Origin of the sequence: Streptomyces sp. NPDC021622 (assembly GCF_040640795.1) — a bacterium.
Classification (GTDB): domain Bacteria; phylum Actinomycetota; class Actinomycetes; order Streptomycetales; family Streptomycetaceae; genus Streptomyces.
The window spans coordinates 347,247-368,874 of sequence record NZ_JBFACK010000003.1 but is presented as its reverse complement, the minus strand read 5'-3'; the positions used below and the strand labels follow the sequence as shown (position 1 = coordinate 368,874).

The 21,628-nt window shown below is 68.8% G+C and carries 18 protein-coding genes and 1 tRNA gene; 3 read left to right on the top strand and 16 right to left on the bottom strand.

The features are described 5' to 3' along the window. Positions 1-51: 51 nt before the first annotated feature. From AB0G47_RS09040 to AB0G47_RS09020, 5 genes are all read right to left on the bottom strand, one after another. Entirely contained in the window at positions 52-1,347 is a 1,296-nt protein-coding gene (locus tag AB0G47_RS09040) for a site-specific integrase (RefSeq protein ID WP_360765872.1), read from the bottom strand. A 110-nt stretch (positions 1,348-1,457) separates the two neighbouring features. Next, a tRNA-His gene (locus AB0G47_RS09035) sits at positions 1,458-1,530 on the bottom strand. Positions 1,531-1,778: 248 nt separating this feature from the next. Next, a complete protein-coding gene (orn, locus tag AB0G47_RS09030; RefSeq protein WP_360765869.1) occupies positions 1,779-2,381 on the bottom strand; it encodes an oligoribonuclease in 603 nt (200 codons plus the stop codon). A gap of 10 nt (positions 2,382-2,391) precedes the next feature. Further along, on the bottom strand, positions 2,392-3,630 hold the full coding sequence (locus AB0G47_RS09025) for a helix-turn-helix domain-containing protein (protein WP_266866697.1): 1,239 nt from the start codon (positions 3,628-3,630) through the stop codon (positions 2,392-2,394). Between the two features lie 423 nt (positions 3,631-4,053). After that, positions 4,054-4,287, bottom strand: coding sequence for a hypothetical protein (locus AB0G47_RS09020; protein ID WP_360766555.1), 234 nt, complete (start codon positions 4,285-4,287; stop codon positions 4,054-4,056). Between the two features lie 572 nt (positions 4,288-4,859). On the opposite strand from AB0G47_RS09020, the gene AB0G47_RS09015 reads away from it, so the two are divergent. Together AB0G47_RS09015 and AB0G47_RS09010 are read left to right on the top strand one after the other, a co-directional pair. Beyond that, entirely contained in the window at positions 4,860-5,384 is a 525-nt protein-coding gene (locus AB0G47_RS09015; RefSeq protein ID WP_135333169.1) for a universal stress protein, read from the top strand. 164 nt (positions 5,385-5,548) lie between these two features. Continuing rightward, a complete protein-coding gene (locus AB0G47_RS09010; RefSeq protein ID WP_360765865.1) occupies positions 5,549-6,118 on the top strand; it encodes a GPR1/FUN34/YaaH family transporter in 570 nt (189 codons plus the stop codon). 104 nt (positions 6,119-6,222) lie between these two features. Here AB0G47_RS09010 and glmS read toward each other — a convergent pair whose 3' ends face one another. From glmS to AB0G47_RS08995, 3 genes are all read right to left on the bottom strand, one after another. Further along, on the bottom strand, positions 6,223-8,040 hold the full coding sequence (gene glmS / locus AB0G47_RS09005) for a glutamine--fructose-6-phosphate transaminase (isomerizing) (protein ID WP_360765862.1): 1,818 nt from the start codon (positions 8,038-8,040) through the stop codon (positions 6,223-6,225). A gap of 35 nt (positions 8,041-8,075) precedes the next feature. Beyond that, positions 8,076-8,333 carry a hypothetical protein gene (locus AB0G47_RS09000; protein WP_266866703.1) on the bottom strand — a complete coding sequence of 86 codons (258 nt, stop codon included), beginning with the start codon at positions 8,331-8,333 and terminating at the stop codon, positions 8,076-8,078. A 97-nt stretch (positions 8,334-8,430) separates the two neighbouring features. Next, positions 8,431-9,324 (bottom strand): DUF4429 domain-containing protein, encoded by an 894-nt coding sequence (locus AB0G47_RS08995; protein ID WP_360765858.1) that lies wholly within the window; start codon positions 9,322-9,324, stop codon positions 8,431-8,433. Between the two features lie 129 nt (positions 9,325-9,453). Here AB0G47_RS08995 and AB0G47_RS08990 point away from each other — a divergent pair, with 129 nt between their 5' ends. Then, on the top strand, positions 9,454-11,064 hold the full coding sequence (locus AB0G47_RS08990) for a beta-N-acetylhexosaminidase (RefSeq protein WP_360765855.1): 1,611 nt from the start codon (positions 9,454-9,456) through the stop codon (positions 11,062-11,064). A gap of 76 nt (positions 11,065-11,140) precedes the next feature. Here the strand turns inward: AB0G47_RS08990 and AB0G47_RS08985 are convergent, their stop codons facing one another. The 8 genes from AB0G47_RS08985 to AB0G47_RS08950 all read right to left on the bottom strand — a co-directional run bounded on the left by AB0G47_RS08985 (position 11,141) and on the right by AB0G47_RS08950 (position 21,620). Next, positions 11,141-12,907 carry an IucA/IucC family siderophore biosynthesis protein gene (locus tag AB0G47_RS08985; RefSeq protein ID WP_360765854.1) on the bottom strand — a complete coding sequence of 589 codons (1,767 nt, stop codon included), beginning with the start codon at positions 12,905-12,907 and terminating at the stop codon, positions 11,141-11,143. Continuing rightward, positions 12,904-13,458, bottom strand: coding sequence for a GNAT family N-acetyltransferase (locus tag AB0G47_RS08980; RefSeq protein WP_360765851.1), 555 nt, complete (start codon positions 13,456-13,458; stop codon positions 12,904-12,906). Before AB0G47_RS08980 ends, AB0G47_RS08985 begins: the two co-directional genes overlap by 4 nt. After that, on the bottom strand, positions 13,455-14,750 hold the full coding sequence (locus AB0G47_RS08975; protein WP_360765848.1) for a lysine N(6)-hydroxylase/L-ornithine N(5)-oxygenase family protein: 1,296 nt from the start codon (positions 14,748-14,750) through the stop codon (positions 13,455-13,457). Before AB0G47_RS08975 ends, AB0G47_RS08980 begins: the two co-directional genes overlap by 4 nt. Then, positions 14,734-16,182, bottom strand: a complete 1,449-nt coding sequence (locus AB0G47_RS08970) for an aspartate aminotransferase family protein (RefSeq protein WP_360765845.1) — start codon at positions 16,180-16,182, stop codon at positions 14,734-14,736. Before AB0G47_RS08970 ends, AB0G47_RS08975 begins: the two co-directional genes overlap by 17 nt. 188 nt (positions 16,183-16,370) lie before the next feature. After that, positions 16,371-17,408: an ABC transporter substrate-binding protein gene (locus AB0G47_RS08965; protein ID WP_360765840.1), complete on the bottom strand. Its 1,038-nt coding sequence runs from the start codon at positions 17,406-17,408 to the stop codon at positions 16,371-16,373. Positions 17,409-17,556: 148 nt separating this feature from the next. After that, complete coding sequence (locus AB0G47_RS08960; RefSeq protein WP_360765837.1) at positions 17,557-18,711, bottom strand: acyl-CoA dehydrogenase family protein; 1,155 nt, start codon at positions 18,709-18,711, stop codon at positions 17,557-17,559. 6 nt (positions 18,712-18,717) lie between these two features. Next, positions 18,718-19,677, bottom strand: a complete 960-nt coding sequence (locus tag AB0G47_RS08955) for a hydroxymethylglutaryl-CoA lyase (protein WP_360765835.1) — start codon at positions 19,675-19,677, stop codon at positions 18,718-18,720. Continuing rightward, a complete protein-coding gene (locus tag AB0G47_RS08950; RefSeq protein ID WP_360765832.1) occupies positions 19,674-21,620 on the bottom strand; it encodes an acetyl-CoA carboxylase biotin carboxylase subunit in 1,947 nt (648 codons plus the stop codon). The genes AB0G47_RS08955 and AB0G47_RS08950 overlap by 4 nt, the downstream gene beginning before the upstream one ends. Positions 21,621-21,628: the final 8 nt, after the last annotated feature.

Genomic DNA, 21,628 nt, shown 5'->3' with positions numbered 1-21,628 from the left:
CGGCATGTGGCAGCAGAACTGGGACGGCAAGCCGCCCCAGGACTCGCCTTCCTAGACGGACTTGACGGAGCACAGCTCCGCCCGTGGGGGAGGCGGCATGGCTGCCTCCACGGCCGCAGTGATCTCACCATCGAGAGCCCGCACCAGGTGCCCGTACCGGTCCACGGTCGTCGTGATGGACTCGTGGCCCAGGCGGAGCTGAATCGCGGGCAGGGGGATGTTCTTCGCGATCAGCCACGCCACGTGGGTATGCCGCAGGTCGTGGAGGCGAGGCTTCTTCGTCAGCCCCTTCTCGACGGCAGCCTTCACTGCCCGCTCCCACTTGCGGTGGTAGAAGTTCGAGTGCCGCCACGCCTTGCCCCACCCGCCTCGGAACACCCAGTCCTCGGGCCCGCGACCGGTCGTCAGCCGACGCACCATGTCCATCTGGTCGACGGTCAACGCGAGGGCGCGGCGGGCCTTCTTCGTCTTCGGCGGGCCAAGCTCGAACGAGTTGTCCTCCTGCCGCTTCCACGCCCGCTGCACGTTGATCGTCGACTGGTTGAAGTTCACGTCACGCGTCTGAAGTGCCGAGGCCTCTCCCCAGCGAAGGCCCGTCCCAACAAGGAAGTCGGCGAGGTCGGCCGCGGCCGGGTCGATGGCGCGCAGCTCGGCACTGATGTGCGCGTACTCGTTGTGCTCGAGGAACGTCATCTCTTCTTCGGTGCCATCGTCCTGGCGGGGGAGCCGGGTGCCGGCGCACGGGTTCGTCGTGCGCAACGAGGGCTCGCAGGTGATCGCGGCCTGGAAGATGCAGAACAGCAGACCGTGCCGGTTGGCGATGCTCTTGGGGCTCGCCTTGCGCCGAAGGATCTTCGTGCCGTCCTCAGGGTCCTTGACGGGCTTCTCCTGCTTGGTCACCCAGTCCGTCACATCGTCCTGCGTCACGGTGCACACCGTGGCCGGCCGCACGGTGCCGTCCCGCAGTGTGTGCACGAGGCCGCCGAGGCGCTGCTCCACCCCGTCCGCCCCGGTGTACGAGATGCCGCCGAAGTGGTTGTCGATGTCGCGGTGGTAGTCCCTCTTGGTGCGCGCGTCGACTCCCGTCAGCCGGTCGACGTAGCGGTGTGCCCAGGGGAGGATCGGCTCGTCGCCATCAACCTCGTCCGGCTCGACGAACCCGCGGCCCTGCACCCAGCCGTGTGGCCACTGGTTACCGTGCGCCTCGACGAGTTTCCGGAACGCCGCGGCGCTGTCTTCGTCCCCGAACTTCTCGTCCTCCCATGACCCCCCGCGTCCGCCCTGGATCCAGCGGACTTGATAGGTCGCGGAGCCGTCTTTCTTCTCGCGCTTCCTGATGCTCGCCATGAAGGGACGATAGGGCCATTTCGGGGGTCCTGTGTGGCCACGGTTTGGCCACGCGTCCGGACATGAAGAAGGCCCGACCTGCTTTCGCAGGTCGGGCCTTGATCATTCAGGGTGAGTGACGGGACTTGAACCCGCGGCCACCTGGACCACAACCAGGTGCTCTACCAACTGAGCTACACCCACCATGTCCGGTCTTTTGTCGTTCTTCCGACCGGCCGAGAAAAAGTGTACAGGGTCCGAAGGGGTGCTCGCGCACGCGTTTTGCGGACCCCGTACGAGGGGGGCTCTCGAGGTGGGCGGAACACGGAGTCCCGTGCGGTTGTCCCCGGAGCATTGTCGGCTTCCGCGCGACTGTCCCATGGCTGGGGGTCCGGGGGTCGCCCCCCCCGGGAGATGCAGCGCGGACCCCGTACACAAGGCTGCCGCGGAGGTTACTCCGCGGGCAGGACGTGCTTGGCCGCGATCGTCTTCGCGGTGTCCGAGTCCGGGCCGGGCTGGGGCACGAAGATCGCCTCGCGGTAGTAGCGCAGCTCGGCGATGGACTCGCGGATGTCGGCGAGTGCCCGGTGGTTGCCGTTCTTGTCCGGGCTGTTGAAGTACGCCCGGGGGTACCAGCGCCGGGCGAGTTCCTTGATCGAGGAGACGTCGACGATGCGGTAGTGGAGGAACTCCTCCAGTGTCTGCATGTCGCGGAGAAGGAAGCCGCGGTCGGTACCGACCGAGTTTCCGCAGAGCGGAGCCTTGCGCGGCTCCTTTACGTGCTCACGTACGTACGCCAGGACCTGCTCCTCGGCGTCGGCCAGCGTGGTGCCGCCGGCCAGTTCGTCGAGGAGCCCCGAGGCGGTGTGCATTTTGCGCACCACCTCGGGCATGGTCTCCAGCGCCGCGTCCGGCGGGCGGATCACGATGTCCACACCTTCGCCGAGCACGTTCAGTTCCGAGTCGGTGACCAGTGCGGCCACCTCAATAAGTGCGTCATCCGTCAGCGAGAGCCCGGTCATCTCGCAGTCGATCCACACCATGCGATCGTTCATGCGTCTTACCCTACGGCGCACTCCTCTGCCCGGGCAGTGGCGGACGGCCTGGCGCGTACACATCTGAGCTCGGCTTTCCCGGATCCGCCGACAGCGAGGCCGTCGGTCCCAGGGCGCTCGCCGCCGCCGTACGCCGTGTCTGCGACGGTACGGGACCGCTCTCGACGACAGCGGCGGGCACCGCCTGCGCGCTCGCCGCGGCCGCGGCAGCCTCCAGGGATCGCTCGCCCTGCGGCCTGCGGGCGCGGTAGGCGGCCCGGTAGGCGGCGGGGGACGAGCCCAGCTGGCGCCGGAAGTGACCCCGCAGTGCCACCGGCGAACGGAAGCCGCAGCGGCCCGCGACCTCGTCGACGGAGTAGTCGGAGGTCTCGAGCAGCCGCTGTGCCTGCAGTACGCGCTGAGTGATCAGCCACTGCAGGGGAGCGCTCCCGGTGAGCGAGCGGAACCTGCGGTCGAAGGTCCGCCTGCTCATGTACGCACGCGCGGCCAGGGTCTCCACGTCGAACTGTTCGTGTAAATGCTCAAGCGCCCAGGCGACGACCTCGGCCAGCGGATCCGCACCGATCTCCTCGGGCAGCGACCGGTCGAGGTAACGCTCCTGACCGCCGGCCCTGCGCGGTGGCACGACGAGCCTGCGGGCGAGCGCGCCCGCCGCCTCGTTGCCGTGGTCGGTGCGCACGATGTGCAGGCACAGATCGATGCCGGCCGCGGTTCCCGCGCTGGTCAGTACGTCTCCGTCGTCGACGAAGAGTTCACGCGGGTCCACATGGACGGACGGATATCGCTTGGCCAGCGTCGGCGCGTACATCCAGTGCGTGGTCGCCGGGCGGCCGTCGAGCAGTCCCGCCGCGGCGAGCACGAACGCACCGGTGCACAGGCCCACTATGCGTGCGCCCTCTTCGTGCGCGCGGCGCAGCGCGTCGAGCGCCTCCGGCGGCGGCGGCGATGTGATCGACCGCCAGGCCGGTACGACGACGGTGCCTGCCCGCCCGATCGCTTCCAGGCCATGCGGTGCGGTGAGTTCGAGACCGCCGGTCGTGCGCAGCGGTCCCTCTTCACCGGCGCAGACCAGCAGCCGATACCGCGGAACCCCGGCGTCCTGCCGGTCGATGCCGAACACGGAGAGCGGTATCGAGCTCTCGAAAATGGGGCCCCCGCTGAACAGCAGCACCGCGACGATCTCCCGGCGGCGCCGCCCGGAGAGTTTCCGAGCCGCGGCTTCTTGCACGGCAGTGGAGTCGTGGCTCATGGCGCTAAGCCCCCCTCGGTCGTCGCGGCTCCCTGTTCTTGGCGCGCTCTGCGTGTTCTGTGTTCTCGGCGCTCTTGTCGGACCTGTCGCTCCTGCACGTTTCCCCTCGGTCCTCCACCAGTCCCCCGCCGTAATACAGTCATGATCGAATCTACTGCGTCCCGTGGTGCCGGGGTGACCAGTTAAGGACCCGGCACTATGTCGACATGGCAACTTGGCGTGAAGCATTCGATCACGAAGCGTTGCACTCACGGGCGTTGCAGGGAAGTGCGCCTCGGCTCCGTGGCCGGTCCCCGTAGGGTGCCAGCGCCTTTTTCACACCTTTCAGCCCTGGTGGGACCGGGGTTGAGTACCCGTTCGGCCAAGGAATGCGCGTCCGCCGGAAGTTGGCTGAAAAGCTACGGGCGCGTGTGCGCGAATCGGTCAGTCCCCCGGCGTGGACCCACCAGCATGCCGACCGCCCCTGTGCGCCCCCGCGCCCGTCCGCCCGTGCCGCCCCCGGTGGGCACATCCCTGCTCGGCGATCAGTCGCGCCGCCCCTCGCTCGGACTGCCGCAGGAGCACCCGGCAGACCCCCGTCACGGCGGCGAGTCCGATGGCAGACCCGGCCGCCCCGGCCAGCGACGTCCCGTACCCCACAAGGACGACGGGCACCAGGACGCAGCTGAACGCGGCCCAGCGGACGACATCGCTCGCCGAGTCCTGCGCCGGAGCGGACGGCGTCTCCTGGGTGCGCGGCGCCGGCGCGCCGCCCCGTCGGCGCTCGCGCGCCCCCTCGGGCGTGCGGCGGCGGCTCTGTGCGACGGGTGAGGACGCGATCGGCGGTCGTGGCACGGCGTGCTCCCTGTGGCGGTGGCGTTCAGAGGTTCAACGCGTGGCCGCGCGGCCGGTCACTGGCGTGAACCTTGTGGCCGATGACAGCCCACGCGGGCGGGTGCCCAAACCGCCTGTACGAGGCAGCAACCATTGCCATACGGGCGCCGCTCATGCATGCTCCGGTGAACGCCGTGAGGCTCCCGCAGGGCCTGTCGAAGGCTCTGGGCAGGAGAGGAGTGTCGCCGTACCCTTAGGGGTATGGGGTTGGGAAGATGATTCCCGGACACAGCTCCGGTGCTCGTCGCAGCTCACCGCCCGTCCCCGCCCGAACTTGTTCCATCTTGTTCCATACTGCGCCGTACGACCCGAACAAAGCCGACCCTCCCACAGAGGACTCCTTCGCCGAGACACCCATGGCCGGTCACGAATTCTCCGAACCCGCGGACCGCAAGCGGCAGGTCGCCGATCCGACAGCGACCCCCCAGGCGGCGGAAGAACCACGTCACTCCTGCGATCCAGCCTTCCGGCACGGGGTCGTCGTCGGTTTCGACGGCTCGACCTCCAGTGAGCGGGCGCTCTCGTACGCGATCGGGATGGCCCATCGCTCCGGCTCGGGCCTGATCATCGTGCACGTCGCCAACCGGCTGCCCACCACGGTGTGGGCGGGCTGTGAGCCGCCGGTCTTCGTCGATGTGCCGGACCACCGCACGGAAGTGCTCGGGCTCGAGCTGGCCTGTGCGGACTATCTGGCCGAGGTGCCCTGGATCCTCGTCGAGCGGGGCGGCGACATCTGTCACGAACTCGAAGAGGTGGGCCGCGAATACTCCGCGGACGCGATCGTCGTCGGATCGACGCACGGCATCGTGGGGCGCATCTTCGGTTCGGTCGCGGGCCGGCTCGCGCGCCGCGCGCAACGACCCGTCGTTGTCATTCCGTAACGTCTCGTCGTCCCAGGTGAGATGAGAGCGATGGGGCGTCAACTTCCTTCCCCTTTCCCTCCCTTGTAGATAAATCTACTCGTGCGTAGAGGTGGTTTGTGCCCTTGTGAAGGGTACGTACAGGTGGCACAACAACTGCACACCGCACCTGAAGGGAGCCCGCCGTGGACAAAGACGTCTCTGCGGGAAGTACCACCTCGACTCTCGGCCATCTCGCCCTGGGGCTCACGCTGTTGGCCTTCGGGATCGGTCACACCGAAGTGATCGACGGGGTGACGGCGCTGGACGCCGCCGTCCTCGCGACGTTCGTAGGCGGCGTCGCGCTCTTCGTCGCCGGCCTGTTCGCGTTCCGTGACAGCGACGCGTTCACCGGTACGGCCTTCGCCGCGCTCGGCGCGCTCTGGTTCACCTGGGGCCTCACGGCGGAGGTCAAGGCCTCCGCCAACGCCGCGGGCCTCTTCCTGCTGCTCTTCGCGCTGGTCACGCTCAGCCTGACCCTGGGGGCACCCGGTGGCGCGGCGCTCGCGCGGGGGACGTACGGGCTGCTCTTCGTGGCCCTCGTGCTGATCGCGGTGGCGCGGTTCGGCGACAGCGCGGGACTCGCGAAGGCGGGCGGCTGGTTCGCCGCGGTCGGTGGCCTGCTCGCCTGGTACGGCGCGACGGCGGCCCTGGCCCACTGGCCCACGGCTCTCCCCGGGCGTCCTGCAGGCCGTGGAGTGACGGCTACCGGCTGATGCAGGCGCGGGTCGGGGGAATGGGCGCCCCTGGCCCCTGAAAGAACGACCCCCCATGCGCTTGGTGGCACGCATGGGGGGTCGTTCACTTCTGCGGTGCGGGACTACTCGACGGTGACCGACTTCGCGAGGTTGCGCGGCTTGTCGATGTCGCGGCCGAGCGCCAACGCCGTGTGGTAGGCGAGGAGTTGGAGCGGGATGCCCATCAGGATCGGGTCGAGCTCGTCCTCGTTCTTCGGGACGATGATCGTCTGGTCGGCCTTCTCCTGCTCCTGGTGCGCGACCGCGAGGATCTTGCCGCTGCGGGCCTTGATCTCCTCCAGGGCGGCGCGGTTCTTCTCTAGGAGGTCGTCGTTCGGGACGATCGCGACCGTGGGGAGCGCGGGCTCGATGAGGGCGAGCGGGCCGTGCTTCAGCTCCGAGGCCGGGTAGGCCTCGGCGTGGATGTACGAGACCTCCTTGAGCTTCAGGGAGGCCTCGCGGGCGACGGGGTAGCCGCGTACACGACCGATGAAGAGCATCGAGCGGGCGTCCGCGTAGTCCTTCGCGATCTTCTTGATCTCTTCCTCCTGCTTGAGGATCTCCGAGATCTGGCCGGGCAGCTTGCGCAGGCCCTCGATGATCCGCTTGCCGTCGGAGACCGACAGGTCGCGGATGCGGCCCAGGTGCAGCGCGAGCAGGGCGAAGGCGACCGTGGTGTTCGTGAAGCACTTGGTCGATACGACGCAGACCTCCGGGCCCGCGTGGACGTACACGCCCGCGTCGGCCTCACGGGCGATCGCCGAGCCGACGACGTTCACGACGCCCAGGACGCGGGCGCCCTTGCGCTTCAGCTCCTGGACGGCGGCGAGCACGTCGTACGTCTCACCGGACTGGGAGACGGCGATGTAGAGGGTGTCGGGGTCCACGACCGCGTTGCGGTAGCGGAACTCGGAGGCCGGCTCGGCGTCGGCGGGGATGCGGGCCAGCTCCTCGATCATCTGGGCGCCGATCATGCCCGCGTGGTACGAGGTGCCGCAGCCGAGGATCTTGACGCGGCGCACCTTGCGGGCGTCGTGCGCGTCCAGGTTCAGGCCGCCGAGGTGCACGGTGGAGAAACGGTCGTCGATGCGGCCGCGCAGGACGCGGTCGACCGCGTCGGGCTGCTCGAAGATCTCCTTGTGCATGTACGTGTCGTGGCCGCCCATGTCGTACGACTCGGCCTCCCACTCCACGGTGGTCGGCGAGGCGGTCGTGCGCGAGCCCTCGGTGGTGTAGGTGCGGTAGTCGTCGGCCTTGATGGTGGCCATCTCGCCGTCGTCGAGGGTGACGACCTGGCGGGTGTGCGAGACGAGGGCGGCGACGTCCGAGGCGACGAACATCTCCTTCTCGCCGATGCCGAGGACGACGGGCGAGCCGTTGCGGGCGACGACGATGCGGTCGTTGAAGTCGGCGTGCAGGACGGCGATGCCGTACGTGCCCTCGACGTGCCGCAGGGCCTCGCGGACCTTGTCCTCCAGCTTGTCCGCCTGGGCGCGGGCGATGAGGTGGGTGAGGACCTCGGTGTCCGTCTCGGAGAGGAACTCGACGCCGTCCGCGGTGAGCTTGGCGCGCAGTTCGGAGGCGTTGTCGATGATGCCGTTGTGGACGACGGCGACCTTGTTGTCGCCCGACATGTGCGGGTGGGCGTTCTCGTCGGACGGGGCGCCGTGGGTGGCCCAGCGGGTGTGGGCGATGCCGGTCGTGCCCTTGAAGCGGGCCGGGACCTTGGCCTCCAGGTCGCGGACGCGGCCCTTGGCCTTGACCATCTTCAGGCCGCTGGCCTTGGGGCCCGTGATGACGACGCCGGCGGAGTCGTAGCCGCGGTACTCCAGGCGCTGCAGGCCTTCGAGGAGAAGGGGGGCCACGTCACGCTTGCCGATATAACCGACGATTCCACACATAGAGGGTGTCCTAGCCGTAGAGGGTTGGGTGCTTCTCAGCCGTAGATCATGCGGCGCAGCTGTCTGAGGCTGAGCTCGGGCGGCGCGACCGCGCGGTATTCGAGGTCCGCCGAGATCTGCTCGAAGATCGCCGCGTTCAGCAGGCCCTGACCTTGCAGTTCGCGGTGGCGGCGACGGACGAACTCTTCGGTCGTCTCGTCGAAGTAGGCGAGCACGTCCTGGATGACCCGCAGGGCTTCGCCCCGCTGGAGCGGGGTGCTGCGGGTCAGGTGGTCCACCAGGTCGTCGTGCATTCGTTGATCCTGGAGGAATAGCCCTCCGGACGCAACAATCCTGCCCGATTCCGGGCAGGGTCGTGGCGAAATCCGGCCCCGAGGGCTTACAGACGGCTTACATCCGCTTCAGGACGGCCTGCTTGGCGAGGGAGAACTCGTCGTCCGTGAGTATCCCGGACTGATGAAGCTCCCCCAGCTCGCGGAGCCGCCGCAGCAGCGCGTCATGATCCTCTCCGGACGGTTCCGGGGGCGTCGCCGGCGCGGCCGCCGCCAACGCGGGCGCGGCCTGAACCTCGCCCGGGGCGGGCCCGGAGGGATGCGGCAGACGCACCTGCACGGCCGCGGCGACCAGCGCCATCAGCGGATCCTTCTTGAAGCCCCACAGCTCGACCGAGTTCGGGTCGTACTTCGGCGGAGCCTTGGTGGGGGAGTGCCGCACGGTGAAGCGGAGGTATCCGTTCTCCAGGCCGACCGCCGGCTGCCACTCGACCGCGGCCACATCGGCGAGCGCCAGCGAGCGCGTGCCCGATGCCGACTTCGCCTCCTCCGTCTTCCAGTTCCACTCCAGGCGGATGTGCTCACCGTCGAAGCTGGCGGTGCCGTCACCCGCGGAGACCGACAGCGGCACGGAAGGCCCCGGCAGCAGATAGCTCTCGCAGGACGCGGCCGGCACCTGTTCGAGAAGCAGTGCGTTGCGCACCTCGTCCACGACGTACTCCGCGACCCCGTACCGGTCCGGCTCCACCGTCAGCTGATAGGGGTCCGCCGAGTCCGAGAGCTTGCCGCCGGTGGCCAGCAGGAGCGGGTCCGCGCCGTCCCGCAGGCGCAGCCTCAGCCGGCCCGACTTCTTGCCGTGCTCGAAGGCGATTCCCGCCAACGCGGCCAAGGGGACGGCCAGTTCCCCCAGCGACTTGCGGAGCAGCGACACGTTCTTGTCGCGTCCCGGCACAAGGCGCAGCGTCTCTCCGTCGAAGGTCCAGGTCCCGTCGCGCTGGATGATTTCCGCCATGCGACGATTCTTCCATCGGCGGGCGGGAGAAGTGGTCTACACCCTTGACCCGCCACGGGGCGCAAGGTACCCATGGTGACCGTTCGGTTGCGATGCACCACAGGGATGGCCCGTCGAAGGGACCCGCTTGTGAGAGAGCACCACAGATCGACCCGCCTGTTCGGCTCGCTGCTGCTCGTCGCCGCGGCCGGACTCTCGTCGGTGGCCGCCGTGCCGTCCGGTCAGGAGGCAGCCACGACCCCCGCCCCGACCCCGCTCGGCCAGGTGATCCCGGCGCCCGCGTCGGCCGTCCCCGGCGGATCGGCGTACGAGATCAACTCCAAGACCCGCATCCGGGTCGACGACTCGCGTGACGCGCGGCGGATCGGCGGCTATCTGGCGGACGTCCTGCGCCCCTCCACCGGCTACGCGCTCAAGGTCACCGACGACGAAGGCCGCGACGGCATCCGCCTGCGGCTCTCCGCCAAGGACAAGTCCCTTGGTGACGAGGGCTACCGCCTCGAATCCAGGCGCGGTTCCGTCACCATCACGGCCCGCAAGGCCGCCGGGCTCTTCTACGGCGTACAGACCGTGCGCCAGCAGCTTCCCGCGGCCGCCGAGAAGAAGACGAAGCAGGCGGGACCCTGGCTGGTCGCCGGCGGCACCATCGAGGACAAGCCGCGCTACGAGTACCGCGGCGCGATGCTCGACGTGTCGCGGCACTTCTTCTCGGTGGACAAGGTCAAGCGCTACATCGACCAGATGTCGCTCTACAAGGTCAACAAGCTGCATCTGCACCTGAGCGACGACCAGGGCTGGCGCATCGCCATCGACTCCTGGCCCAAGCTCGCCGAGTACGGCGGCTCCACACAGGTCGGCGGCGGCAAGGGCGGCTACTACACCAAGGCCCAGTACAAGGAGATCATCGAGTACGCCTCATCGCGTCAGCTCGAAGTGATCCCCGAGATCGACATGCCGGGCCACACGAACGCCGCGCTCGCCTCGTACGCCGAACTGAACTGCAACGGCGTCGCGCCCCCGCTCTACACCGGCACCGAGGTCGGCTTCAGCTCGCTGTGCGTGAAGAAGGACGTGACGTACGACTTCGTGGACGACGTGATCCGCGAGCTCGCCGCCATGACGCCCGGCAAGTACATCCACATCGGCGGCGACGAGGCGCACTCCACCAGCCACGAGGACTACGTGGCGTTCATGAACAAGGTCCAGCCGGTGGTCGCCAAGTACGGGAAGACCGTGATCGGCTGGCACCAGCTGACCGGCGCGACTCCCGCGAAGGGCGCGCTCGCGCAGTACTGGGGTTACGACGCGACCAGTGCCGCCGAGCGTGAGCAGGTCGCGAACGCGGCGAAGAACGGCACCAAGCTGGTCCTCTCGCCGGCCGACCGCGCCTACATGGACATGAAGTACAACAAGGACACGCCGCTCGGCCTGGCCTGGGCGGGCTACGTCGAGGTGCAGCGCAGCTACGACTGGGACCCGGGCACGTATCTGACGGGCGCGCCCGCGGACTCGATCCAGGGTGTCGAGGCGCCGCTGTGGTCGGAGACGATCTGGGAGTCGAAGCACATCGAGTACATGGCGTTCCCGCGCCTTCCCGGCATCGCCGAGCTCGGCTGGTCGCCCGCGTCGACGCACGACTGGGACAAGTACAAGGTGCGGCTCGCCGGACAGGGGCCGCGCTGGGACGCGATGGGCATGGACTACTACAAGTCGCCTCAGGTGCCTTGGCCGTCCAAGTAGCCATCTGCGTACGTATATGAGTGGGGCTCCCGGGGACCGTCCCGGGAGCCCCACTCGGCTTATGAGCGACGACCGCTTACGCGAGCGGGTTCTTCAGCGTCCCGATCAGCTGCAGCGCGCCCGCCGGGTCGGCGAGGTCGACCATCTGCTCGTTGTCCCGCAGCTGCAGCCGGTTCAGGCAGGACCGGGCGAACTCGGGGGCGAACAGGTCGTACTGCTTGAACTTGTCGGCCAGTTGGGGCGTCGCCTCCTGGTAGGTGGTGACGCACTCGGCGACCGCGGCCCAGAAGCCCTCCTCGTCGACAAGGCCCTCCGTGACGAGGTTCGCCGACAGGAAGCGGAAGAAGCAGTCGAAGACGTCCGTGAAGATCGACAGGAGTTTCTGGTCCTCGGGGACCTCGACGCGCAGCCGCTCGACCGTCGGCGGAAGCACCGCGTCCGGGTCCATGACCGCGATCTCCTCGGCGATGTCCTTGAAGATCGCCCGCTGTACGACGCCGTCCTTCAGGACCAGGATCACGTTCTCGCCGTGCGGCATGAAGACGAGGTCGTACGCGTAGAAGCTGTGAAGCAGCGGCGTCAGATAGGCGTGCAGATAGCCGCGCAGCCACTCGGCCGGGGTCAGGCCGGAGCGCTCGATGAGGGCGCCCGCGAAGGACGCGCCGTCCCGGTCGGTGTGCAACAGCGAGGCCATGGTGGCCAGTTGCTCGCCCTCGGCGAGCGACGGCACGGGGCTCTCGCGCCACAGGGCGGCGAGCATCTTGCGGTAGGGGGAGTAGCGGTCGGTCGCGGCCTCGTACTCCAGGTGGCGATAGCCGACGGCGGCGCGCTCGCGGATGATCGTGAGGCCGGTGGACTTCAGCGTCTCGTCGGTGTCGATGAGGTTCGCGAGCCAGTCGTTGATCGCCGGGGTCGCCTCCATGTACGCCGCCGAAAGGCCGCGCATGAAGCCCATGTTGATGACGGAGAGCGCCGTCTTCACATAGTGCTTGGCGGGTTCGGTGGAGTTGAAGAAGGTACGGATCGACTGCTGGGCCAGATACTCGTCGCCGCCCTCGCCCAGGCACACCAGGCGCCGCTGGGCGACCTCGGCCGCGAAGGTCACCGACAGTTTGTTCCACCACTGCCAGGGGTGGGCCGGGATGAGGAGGTAGTCGTCGGGGTCCAGGCCCTGGTCGCGGAGTTTCCGGTCGAAGCGGTCCAGGGTCTCCTGGCCCAGCTCGGCCCGCAGGAACGACTCGTACTCAAGGCCCGCGCCCGCCGTGAACGCCGCCCGCTCTTTGCTCGCCGCCAGCCACACCAGACGCACGGGGCTCGCGGTCTCGGGAGCGTACGAGAGGTACTCGTGCACGCCGAAGCCGAGCCGGCCGTTGTTCGCGACGAAGCAGGGGTGGCCCTCGGTCATGCCCGTCTCGATCTCCTGGAAGCCGGAGCGGGAGAGCTCGGCGGCCGGGATCGCGGGCTTGGTCAGTTTGTAGCAGGTGCCGGAGAGGGTGGAGGAGATCTCCTCCAGGTAGACCGGCAGGATCTCGTCGCTCAGGCCGAGCGCGGTGCGCAGCTCGACGAAGAACTCCAGGGCGTCCAGGGGGAGTTCGGTGCCGTCACGGTGGCGGGTGATCGAGTCGGCGTCGATGTGCCAGTGGTCGAGCCGCAGGCGGCGGGCGCTGAACCGGTAGCGGGTCAGGGCGTCGTCGCTGCGGATGACGAATGTGTCGTCGCCCAGCGGCTCCGGGGTGAAAAGCCGCTCGTGGGAGAACTCGGCGATGGCCTTGCGGATGAGGAGGCGGTTGGCCTGCTCCCAGCGCTCGGGGGTCAGGTGCGCCACGGCGTCGGACAGGGTCATATCGCCAACTCCCTTTCAGTTACTGCTGCTTCGAACTGCTCGCGGGTGCAGAAGCTCAGCAGGGCTTCCTTCTCCGGCTTCTGGATGATGTGCGCGGGAGTGAACCCGACGGCTTCGTTGAGGGCGTGCACCGCCTTGTTGCGTACGTCGGGTTCGACCACGACGCGCCGGGTCGCGGGGTCGGCGAAGAGCGTCTCCATCACCTTGGTGATCACGGCGCGGGTGAAGCCGGGCACCCGGACGTCGGACGGTGCGGTGAGGAAGTGCATGCCCACGTCGCCGGCTTGGGGCTCGTAAAGACCCACGAGTTCGACGTGCGCGGGGTCGTAGCGCTCCATCAGGAACGCGGGGACACCGTCGTGCAGGCCGAGGAACGCGTCGTGGTGCTCGGCGGCCGCGATCGCCATGTACTCGCGCTCGACGTCCGGGAGCTTGGCGTCCTGCATCATCCAGAACGCGGCCTTGGGGTGGGTGACCCAGCCGTGCAGGAGCTCGGAGTCCTTCAGTGGGTCGAGGGGGCGGAGGGTCAGCTCTCCTGTGGTGGCGCTCATACGGCGAACTCCTGGAAGGCGATGGACTTCTCGACGGGGTAGTACTCGCAGCCGAGCAGCTCGCCGATGATGTAGGCGTTGCGGTAGGGGCCCATGCCCAGGTCGGGGCTGGTCAGCGAGTGGGCGTGCACGGCGCCGTTCTGCAGGAAGATGCCGCGCCCCGTGGTGTCGATGGAGTAGTTGCGGGCGACCTCGTAGCGGCCTCGGCCGTCCCAGCGGATCCGGTCGCGCACCGGCTCAAGGAAGTCCGGCATGACGTACTGATAGCCGGTGGCGAGGATCAGGCCCTCCGAGCTCAGCTCGAAGTCCTTGCCCTGCTCCTCCTGGCGCAGGCCCAGGGTGTAGGTGCCGTTCTCGTAACGGGCGCTGTGCAGCGCCGAGTTGGAGAGCAGGCGGGTGGGGACCGGGCCGCCGATGTTCTTCTGGTAGAGCAGGTCGAAGATCTCGTTGATGAGGTCGCCGTCGATGCCCTTGAAGAGGGTCTTCTGCTGGTCCTGGAGGCGGTAGCGGGTCTCTTCCGGCAGCGCGTGGAAGTAGTCGACGTACTCCGGAGACGTCATCTCCAGCGTCAGCTTCGTGTACTCGAGCGGGAAGAAGCGCGGGGAGCGGGTGACCCAGTTGAGCTGGTAGCCGTGTACGTCGATCTCGCTCAGGAGGTCCTGGTAGATCTCGGCGGCGGACTGGCCGCTGCCGACGAGCGTGATCGACTTCTTCCGCTGCAGCTCCTGCTTGGCCTGCAGATAGCGGGAGTTGTGGATGAAGTCACCGCCGAGGTCCCGGCAGGGCTCGGGGATGTGCGGCGGGGTGCCGGTGCCGAGGACGAGGTGGCGGGCCCGGAAGGTGTCGCCGGTTTCGGTACGGACGACGTACAGATCGTTCTCGTCCTCGTACGTCACCTCGGTCACCGTCGTGTTGAAACGGATCGACGAGAGTTTCGCGGCCGCCCAGCGGCAGTAGTCGTTGTACTCGGTCCGCAGCGGATAGAAGTTCTCGCGGATGTAGAAGGAGTACAACCGCCCCGATTCCTTCAGGTAGTTGAGGAAGGAGTAGGGGGACGTGGGGTCCGCGAGGGTGACCAGATCGGACATGAACGGCGTCTGGAGGTGGGCGCCGTCCAGGAACATGCCCGAGTGCCACTCGAAGTTCGGCTTGGACTCCAGGAACAGGCCGTTCAGCTCGTCGACGGGCTCGGTCAGACAGGCGAGGCCGAGGTTGAAGGGGCCGAGCCCGATGCCGATGAAGTCCAGGGCTTCTCGGTGATCAGGAAGCGCGTTTTCAGGAAGCGCGGTCAAGGGTCTCTCCCAGGTACTGCTCGGCGTGGCCGGCGATCAGATCGAGGACGGCCGCGATGTCGTCGGCCGTGGTCTCGGGGTTGAGCAGGGTGAACTTGAGGTACTGGCGGTCGCCCACCTTGGTGCCCGCCACGACGGCGTCACCGGAGGCGAACAGGGCCTTGCGGGCGTACAGATTGGCCCGGTCGATGGCCGACGGGTCGCAGATCGACCCGGGGATGTAGCGGAAGACGAGCGTGGAGAGCTGGGGCTCGACGACCACGTCGTAGCGGGGGTCGGCGGCCAGCATCTTCCAGCCGTGCTCGGCGAGGGCGCAGACCTCGTCGAAGAGGTCGCCGATCGCGTCCGCGCCCATCACGCGCAGCGTCATCCACAGCTTCAGGGCGTCGAAGCGGCGCGTCGTCTGCAGGGACTTGTCCACCTGGTTGGGGATGCGCTCCTGCACCATGCGGCGCGGGTTGAGGTATTCGGCGTGGTACGTCGCGTGGCTCAGCGTCGCGCCGTCCCGCACCAGGACGGCGGATGAACTCACCGGCTGGAAGAAGGACTTGTGGTAGTCGACGGTGACGGAGTCGGCGCGCTCGATGCCGTCGATCAGATACCGGTTCTTGCGCGAGGCGAGCAGACCGCAGCCGTACGCCGCGTCGACGTGCAGCCAGGTCCCGTACTGCTCGCAGAGCCCGGCGATCTCGGGCAGCGGGTCGATGGAACCGAAGTCGGTGGTGCCGGCGGTGGCGACGACCGCCATGGGGGAGAGGTCGTCGCGGCGGCAGCGCTCCAGCTCGCGGGCGAGGGCCACGGTCTGCATGCGCTTGTTCTGGTCGGTGGGGATGGAGACGACCGCGTCCTGGCCGAGGCCGAGCAGCGTGGCGGCCTTCTGGACGCTGAAGTGGCCGACCTCGGAGGCGAAGATGCGCAGGCGGTCGATGGGCTTTCCTGCCTTGGCCGCCTCTTCGCGGGCGAGCAGCAGGGCCTGCAGATTGGACTGGGTGCCGCCGCTGGTGAACACGCCGTCGGCGGCCGGGCCGAGCCCGATGCGCTCCGCGGTCCAGTCGATGAGGCGGCGCTCGATGAGCGTGCCGCCCGCGGACTGGTCCCAGGTGTCGAGCGAGGAGTTGACCGCGGAGAGCACGGCCTCGCCCAGGACGGCGGGGATGACGACCGGGCAGTTGAGGTGGGCGAGATAGCGCGGGTGGTGGAAGTACACGGCGTCGCGCAGGTAGAGCTCGTCGAGCTCGTCCAGGGCGGCGATCGTGTCGTGCAGGGGCTCGTCCAGGTCGACGGCCTCGATACGGGGAGCGAGCGCGTCGACGGAGATCCCGGTGAACGGGCGGGAGGTGGTGGCGATTCTGGCCGCCACCCGCTCGACTCCTTCGGTCACGGAGCTGCGGTAACGCTCCGCGGTGGTGTCGTTGAGCAGGTGCGAGCGCATGAACGGTCCTCTGGGTGAGGTGATTTAGGGAAGTGAGGTAAGCCTAACCTAACTTCCTGTCTCGTTGAACCCAGGGGGTATCTCCAGTCACTTGGAGGCAGAAAAACGGAGCTGCCCCCTCCGTGATGCGTGGAGAGGGCAGCTCTGTTGGGGGGCGTCCGTGGAGTCTTGGGGGCGGAACGTCAGATTCAGCTGACCTTCTTGGCCTTCTCGATCGCGTCGGCGAGGTCCTCGAGGATCGGGGCGCACTTGTCGTACGAGTAAATGGGCTCGGTGACGCGCGGGATGACCTGCCCGGCCTTGACCGCGGGCAGCTTCGCCCAGGTCGGCTTGTCCAGGTCGGCGGGCTGGATGGTGGCGGTGCGGTTGTCCATCATGATCACGTCCGCGGCGTGCTTGTTGACGTTCTCCCAGCTGAGGTTCTCGAACCAGCCGCCGCTCGCCTTCTTGGCGCTCTCGGACGGCTCGACGAAGTTCACGCCGAGGGACTTGAAGTACTCCAGGTCGGCGGAGAGGTTCGTGCCGGAGACGTAGAAGATGTCCTGACTGGCCGAGCCGACAAGGACCTTGATGTCCTTGTTTGCCTTGGCGACCTTGCGCAGCCGCTCGGCCGCGGCCTCGAAGCGCTTCTTCGCCTTGACGACCTTGTCGGCCTTCACGTCGGCGCCCAGCGACTCGGCGAGCGCGAGCAGGCGCTGCAGGGGCTCGGTCATCTTGCGGTCGAAGACGCTGATGCCGGCGCTCGGGGCGAGCTTGAGGATCTTGTCCTTGCTCTCCTCGGGGACGGACCAGAGGGTGCCCGCGTCGTCGAACATCGTGGAGACGAGGAGGTCGGGGGCGAGGCCCGCGTACTTCTCGATGTTGAACTTGCCCCACTCGTTGCCGAGGATCGTCAGCTTGCTGATGTCCATGTCGCCGGCCTGGACGTCGGGCTTGCCGTCCTTGGTCTTCGTCGGGCCGAAGACGCCCTTGACCTCGATGCCGTAGTCGAAGAGGGCGGCGGCGACGCCGGTGAAGGCGACGATGTTCTTCGGCGTGGACTTGCTCTTGGCGGTCGTGCCGCGGTCGTCCTTGAAGCTCCAGGGCCCGGAGTCCGAGCCGTCCGCCTTGTCCGAACCACCCTTTTTGTCATCGCCGCAGGCTGCCAGCAGGGCCGTGAGGCCAAGGGCGCCGCCGGCGGCGAGTATGCCGCGACGGGAGGGCTGAGGGAGGTGGGCGTGGGACATAAGGGTCTCTGCTTTCGTGAGGACGGCGGCGGGCCACTGGCCGGAACTGGCGCTTAGGTTAACCTAACCTAACGCGATGTCCAGTGGCCCCTGGCGCCTGCCCTCGGAGGCCCGGTCCTACTCGGTTCCAGCCGGTCCCGGTCGGGTCCTAGGAGGTGAAGCCCAACTCCCGGGCGATCAGCATCCGCTGCACCTCGCTGGTCCCCTCCCCGATCTCCAGGATCTTGGAGTCCCGCCACATTCGGGCCACCGGGTACTCATTCATGAAGCCGTAGCCGCCATGAATCTGCGTGGCCTCACGCGCGTTGTCGACGGCGACCGTCGACGAGTACAGCTTCGCGATCGCCGCCTCCTTCTTGAACGGCTCCCCGCTCACAAGGCGCGACGCCGCGTCCCGCCAGCCGACCCGCGCCATGTGCGCCCGCGTCTCCATGTCGGCGATCTTGAACTGGATCGCCTGGTTCGCCCCGATCGGCTTCCCGAAGGCGTGCCGCTCCTTGGCGTACTTCACGGACTCGTCGACACAGCCCTGCGCCAGGCCCGTGGCGAGCGCGGAGATCGCGATCCGGCCCTCGTCCAGGATCCGCAGGAACTGGGCGTAGCCGCGGCCCTCCTCGCCGAGCAGGTTCGCCGCGGGGACCCGGACGTCGGAGAAGGCCAACTCGCGGGTGTCCGAGGCGTTCCACCCCACCTTCGAGTACGGGGCGGCCACCGTGAAGCCGGGCGTCCCGGACGGCACGATGATCGCGGAGATCAGCGGGCGGCCGTCCGGCTTGCGGCCGGTGACGGCGGTGACCGTGACCAGACCCGTGATGTCCGTACCGGAGTTGGTGATGAAGCACTTGGAGCCGTTGATCACCCACTCGTCGCCCTCGCGCACCGCGGTGGTCCGCGTGCCGCCCGCGTCCGAGCCGCCGTCCGGCTCGGTCAGGCCGAAGGCGCCGAGCAGTTCACCGGAACAGAGCCGGGGCAGCCACTCGCGCTTCTGCTCCTCCGTACCGAAGAGATGGATCGGCATCGCGCCAAGCGAGACACCCGCCTCCAGGGTGATCGCCACGGAGGAGTCGACCCGCGCCAGCTCTTCGAGCGCGATGCCGAGGGCGAGATAGTCGCCGCCCATCCCGCCGTACTCCTCGGGGAAGGGGAGTCCGAACAGGCCCATGCGGCCCATCTCGCGGACGATCTCGTACGGGAACTCATGGCGTTCGTAGAGGTCGCCGATCTTCGGGGCGACGACATCGTGCGCGAACTCCTCGACGGTGCGGCGGAGTTCCTCGTGCTCGGGGGACAGACGGTGGTCCATCGTTCTTCACTGCTCCTGGTGGGAGGCGCCCGTCAGGGCACGGACGGTGCGGGAGGGGCTGGGTCGGCCCAGTTGTCCGGCCATCCACGCGCTGGTGGCGGTGAGACGGCCGAGATCGACGCCGGTCTCGATACCGAGGCCGTCGAGCATCCATACGAGGTCTTCGGTGGCGAGATTGCCGGTGGCGCTCTTCGCGTACGGGCAGCCGCCGAGGCCGCCGGCCGACGCGTCCACCGTGCGCACCCCGTGCTGCAGGGCGGCCAGGGTGTTGGACAGCGCCTGGCCGTACGTGTCGTGGAAGTGCACGCCGATGCGGTCGGTGGGCACGCCCTCCTCGTTCAGCTCGGAGAGCAGAGCCAGGACATGGCCCGGCGTCGCCACACCGATCGTGTCGCCGAGGCTGAGCTCCTCACAGCCCATGTCGATCAGTGCCTTCGCGGTGCGGACGACCTGGGCGATGGGCACCGGGCCTTCCCAGGGGTCGCCGAAGCACATGGAGAGATAGCCCCGGACGTGCACCTTCTGCTCGCGCGCGCGGGCCACCACCGGCTCGGACATCGCCAGCGCCTCGTCCATCGTGCGATTGAGGTTGGCCTTGGCGAAGGACTCGGTGGCGCTGACGAAGACGGCGACACTGCGGGCGCCGAGGGCCAGGGCCCGGTCGAGGCCCCGGCCGTTGGGCACGAGGACCGGGAGCTTGGCGTCCACGTCCCCCAGGAGGGGGAACAGCTGCTCCGCGTCGGCCAGTTGGGGCACCCACTTGGGGTGCACGAAGCTGGTCGCCTCGACGGTCGTGAGTCCCGCGTCCGCGAGGCGGTGGATGAACTCCGCCTTGATCTCCGTGGGGACGACCGATTTCTCGTTCTGCAGGCCGTCGCGTGCGCCCACCTCGTAGATACGGACGCGGGGCGGCAGATCCTGGGTGGGGACGACCATGGGGAGGCCGGGCTTGGCTGGGGTGGTCATTTCTTGTCCTCCTCCGGCTCGTCGGGGAGCACCACGGCCAGGACCTGGTCCATGGCGACGGTCGAGCCCGGCGTGACGTCCAGTTCGGCGACGGTGCCCGCGTGCGGGGCGGAGATGACGTGCTCCATCTTCATGGCCTCCACGACAAGGAGGCTCTGGCCCGCGGTCACGTGATCGCCGGTGGAGACCTTGACGACGGTGACCGTGCCGGGCATGGGGGCGGTGAGGGCGTCGGCCCCGCTGTGGGCGGCGCCGCTCAGGTTCGCCGCCACGGGGTCGTGGTCCTGGACGTGCCAGGCGTCGCCGTCCCGGCCCAGCCAGTCGCCGGCCCGGTGGAAGGTGTGGGTGAGGCCCTCCAGATGGACCGTGACGCTGCGGGGCTCCACGGTGCGCGGACCCTCGGCGGCGATGTGCGCGACGGGGTCGTGTCCCGGTACGCGCAGCCAGTGCGTCAGCGGCGCCGGGGTGCCGCCGAGCCGCCAGCCCGCCGGCACCGAGAAGGGGTCGCGCCAGCCGTCACCGGTGGGTTCCAGGGCGGTGGCGCGGACCGCTGCGGCGGCTTCGTACACCTCGTCGGGCACTCCATCGGGCACCAGGTCGTCCGCTTCCCGCTCGACGAGTCCCGTGTCCAAGTCCCCGGCGACCACCGCCGGGTGGGCGAGGAGCCGCCGCAGGAAGCCCGCGTTCGTCGGCACCCCCAGCGTCACCGTCCGGGCGAGCGCGGCCCGCAGCTTCCGCAGCGCCGTCGCGCGGTCGGGGCCGTACGCGATGACCTTCGACAGCATCGGGTCGTACAGACTCCCGACCTCCGTGCCCTCGCTCAGCCCCGAGTCGGTCCGCACGCCGTCGCCCTGCGGCTCGTGCAGCGCGAGGACCGTGCCGCCGGAGGGCAGGAAGCCGCGCGAAGGGTCCTCGGCGCAGATGCGGGCCTCGATCGCGTGGCCCGTGAGGGTGATGTCCTGCTGTGCGTACGGGAGTTCCTCCCCGGCCGCCACCCGCAGCTGCCACTCCACCAGGTCGAGGCCCGTGATCAGCTCGGTCACCGGGTGCTCCACCTGGAGCCGGGTGTTCATCTCCATGAAGTAGTACGACGACGGATCCTTGCCCGGCACGATGAACTCCACCGTGCCCGCGCCCGCGTACCCGCAGGAGCGGGCCGCCTGGACCGCCGCCTCGCCCATCGCGGCGCGCGTGGCCTCGTCCAGGAGGACGCTCGGCGCCTCCTCGATGATCTTCTGGTGGCGGCGCTGCAGGGAGCATTCGCGCTCGCCGAGGTGGATCACATTGCCGTGGCCGTCCGCGAGGACCTGGATCTCGATGTGCCGGGGGCGGTCGATCCACCGCTCCACGAGCAGCGTGTCGTCGCCGAAGGAGGCGCGCGCCTCGCGCCGGGCGGCCGCGATCTCGTCCGCGAGGAGCGCGGCGTCCCGCACCAGGCGCATGCCCTTGCCGCCGCCGCCCGCGGAGGGCTTGAGCAGGACAGGGGTGCCGATCTCCCGTGCCGCTTCGGCCAGTTGGGCATCGGTCAGGCCGCTGCCGGAAGAGCCGGGCACGACCGGGACGCCGGCCGCCTTGACCGTCTCCTTGGCGCGGATCTTGTCGCCCATCAGGGAGATGGCCTCGGCGGGCGGGCCGATGAAGGTGAGCCCGGCGGCCGCGCAGGCCCGCGCGAACTCCGCGTTCTCCGCGAGGAATCCATAGCCGGGGTGCACCGCCTGGGCGCCCGTCCGGGCCGCGGCCTCAAGGAGGCGCTCCACGGACAGATAGCTCTCGGCCGCCGGTGCGGGGCCGATCCGTACGGCCGTGTCCGCCTCGCGCACATGCCGCGCGTCCGCGTCCGCGTCGCTGAACACGGCGACCGAGCGGACGCCGAGCGCCCGCAGCGTACGGATGACGCGGACCGCGATCTCGCCTCGGTTGGCGACCAGCACGGTGTCGAACATCGTCCCTC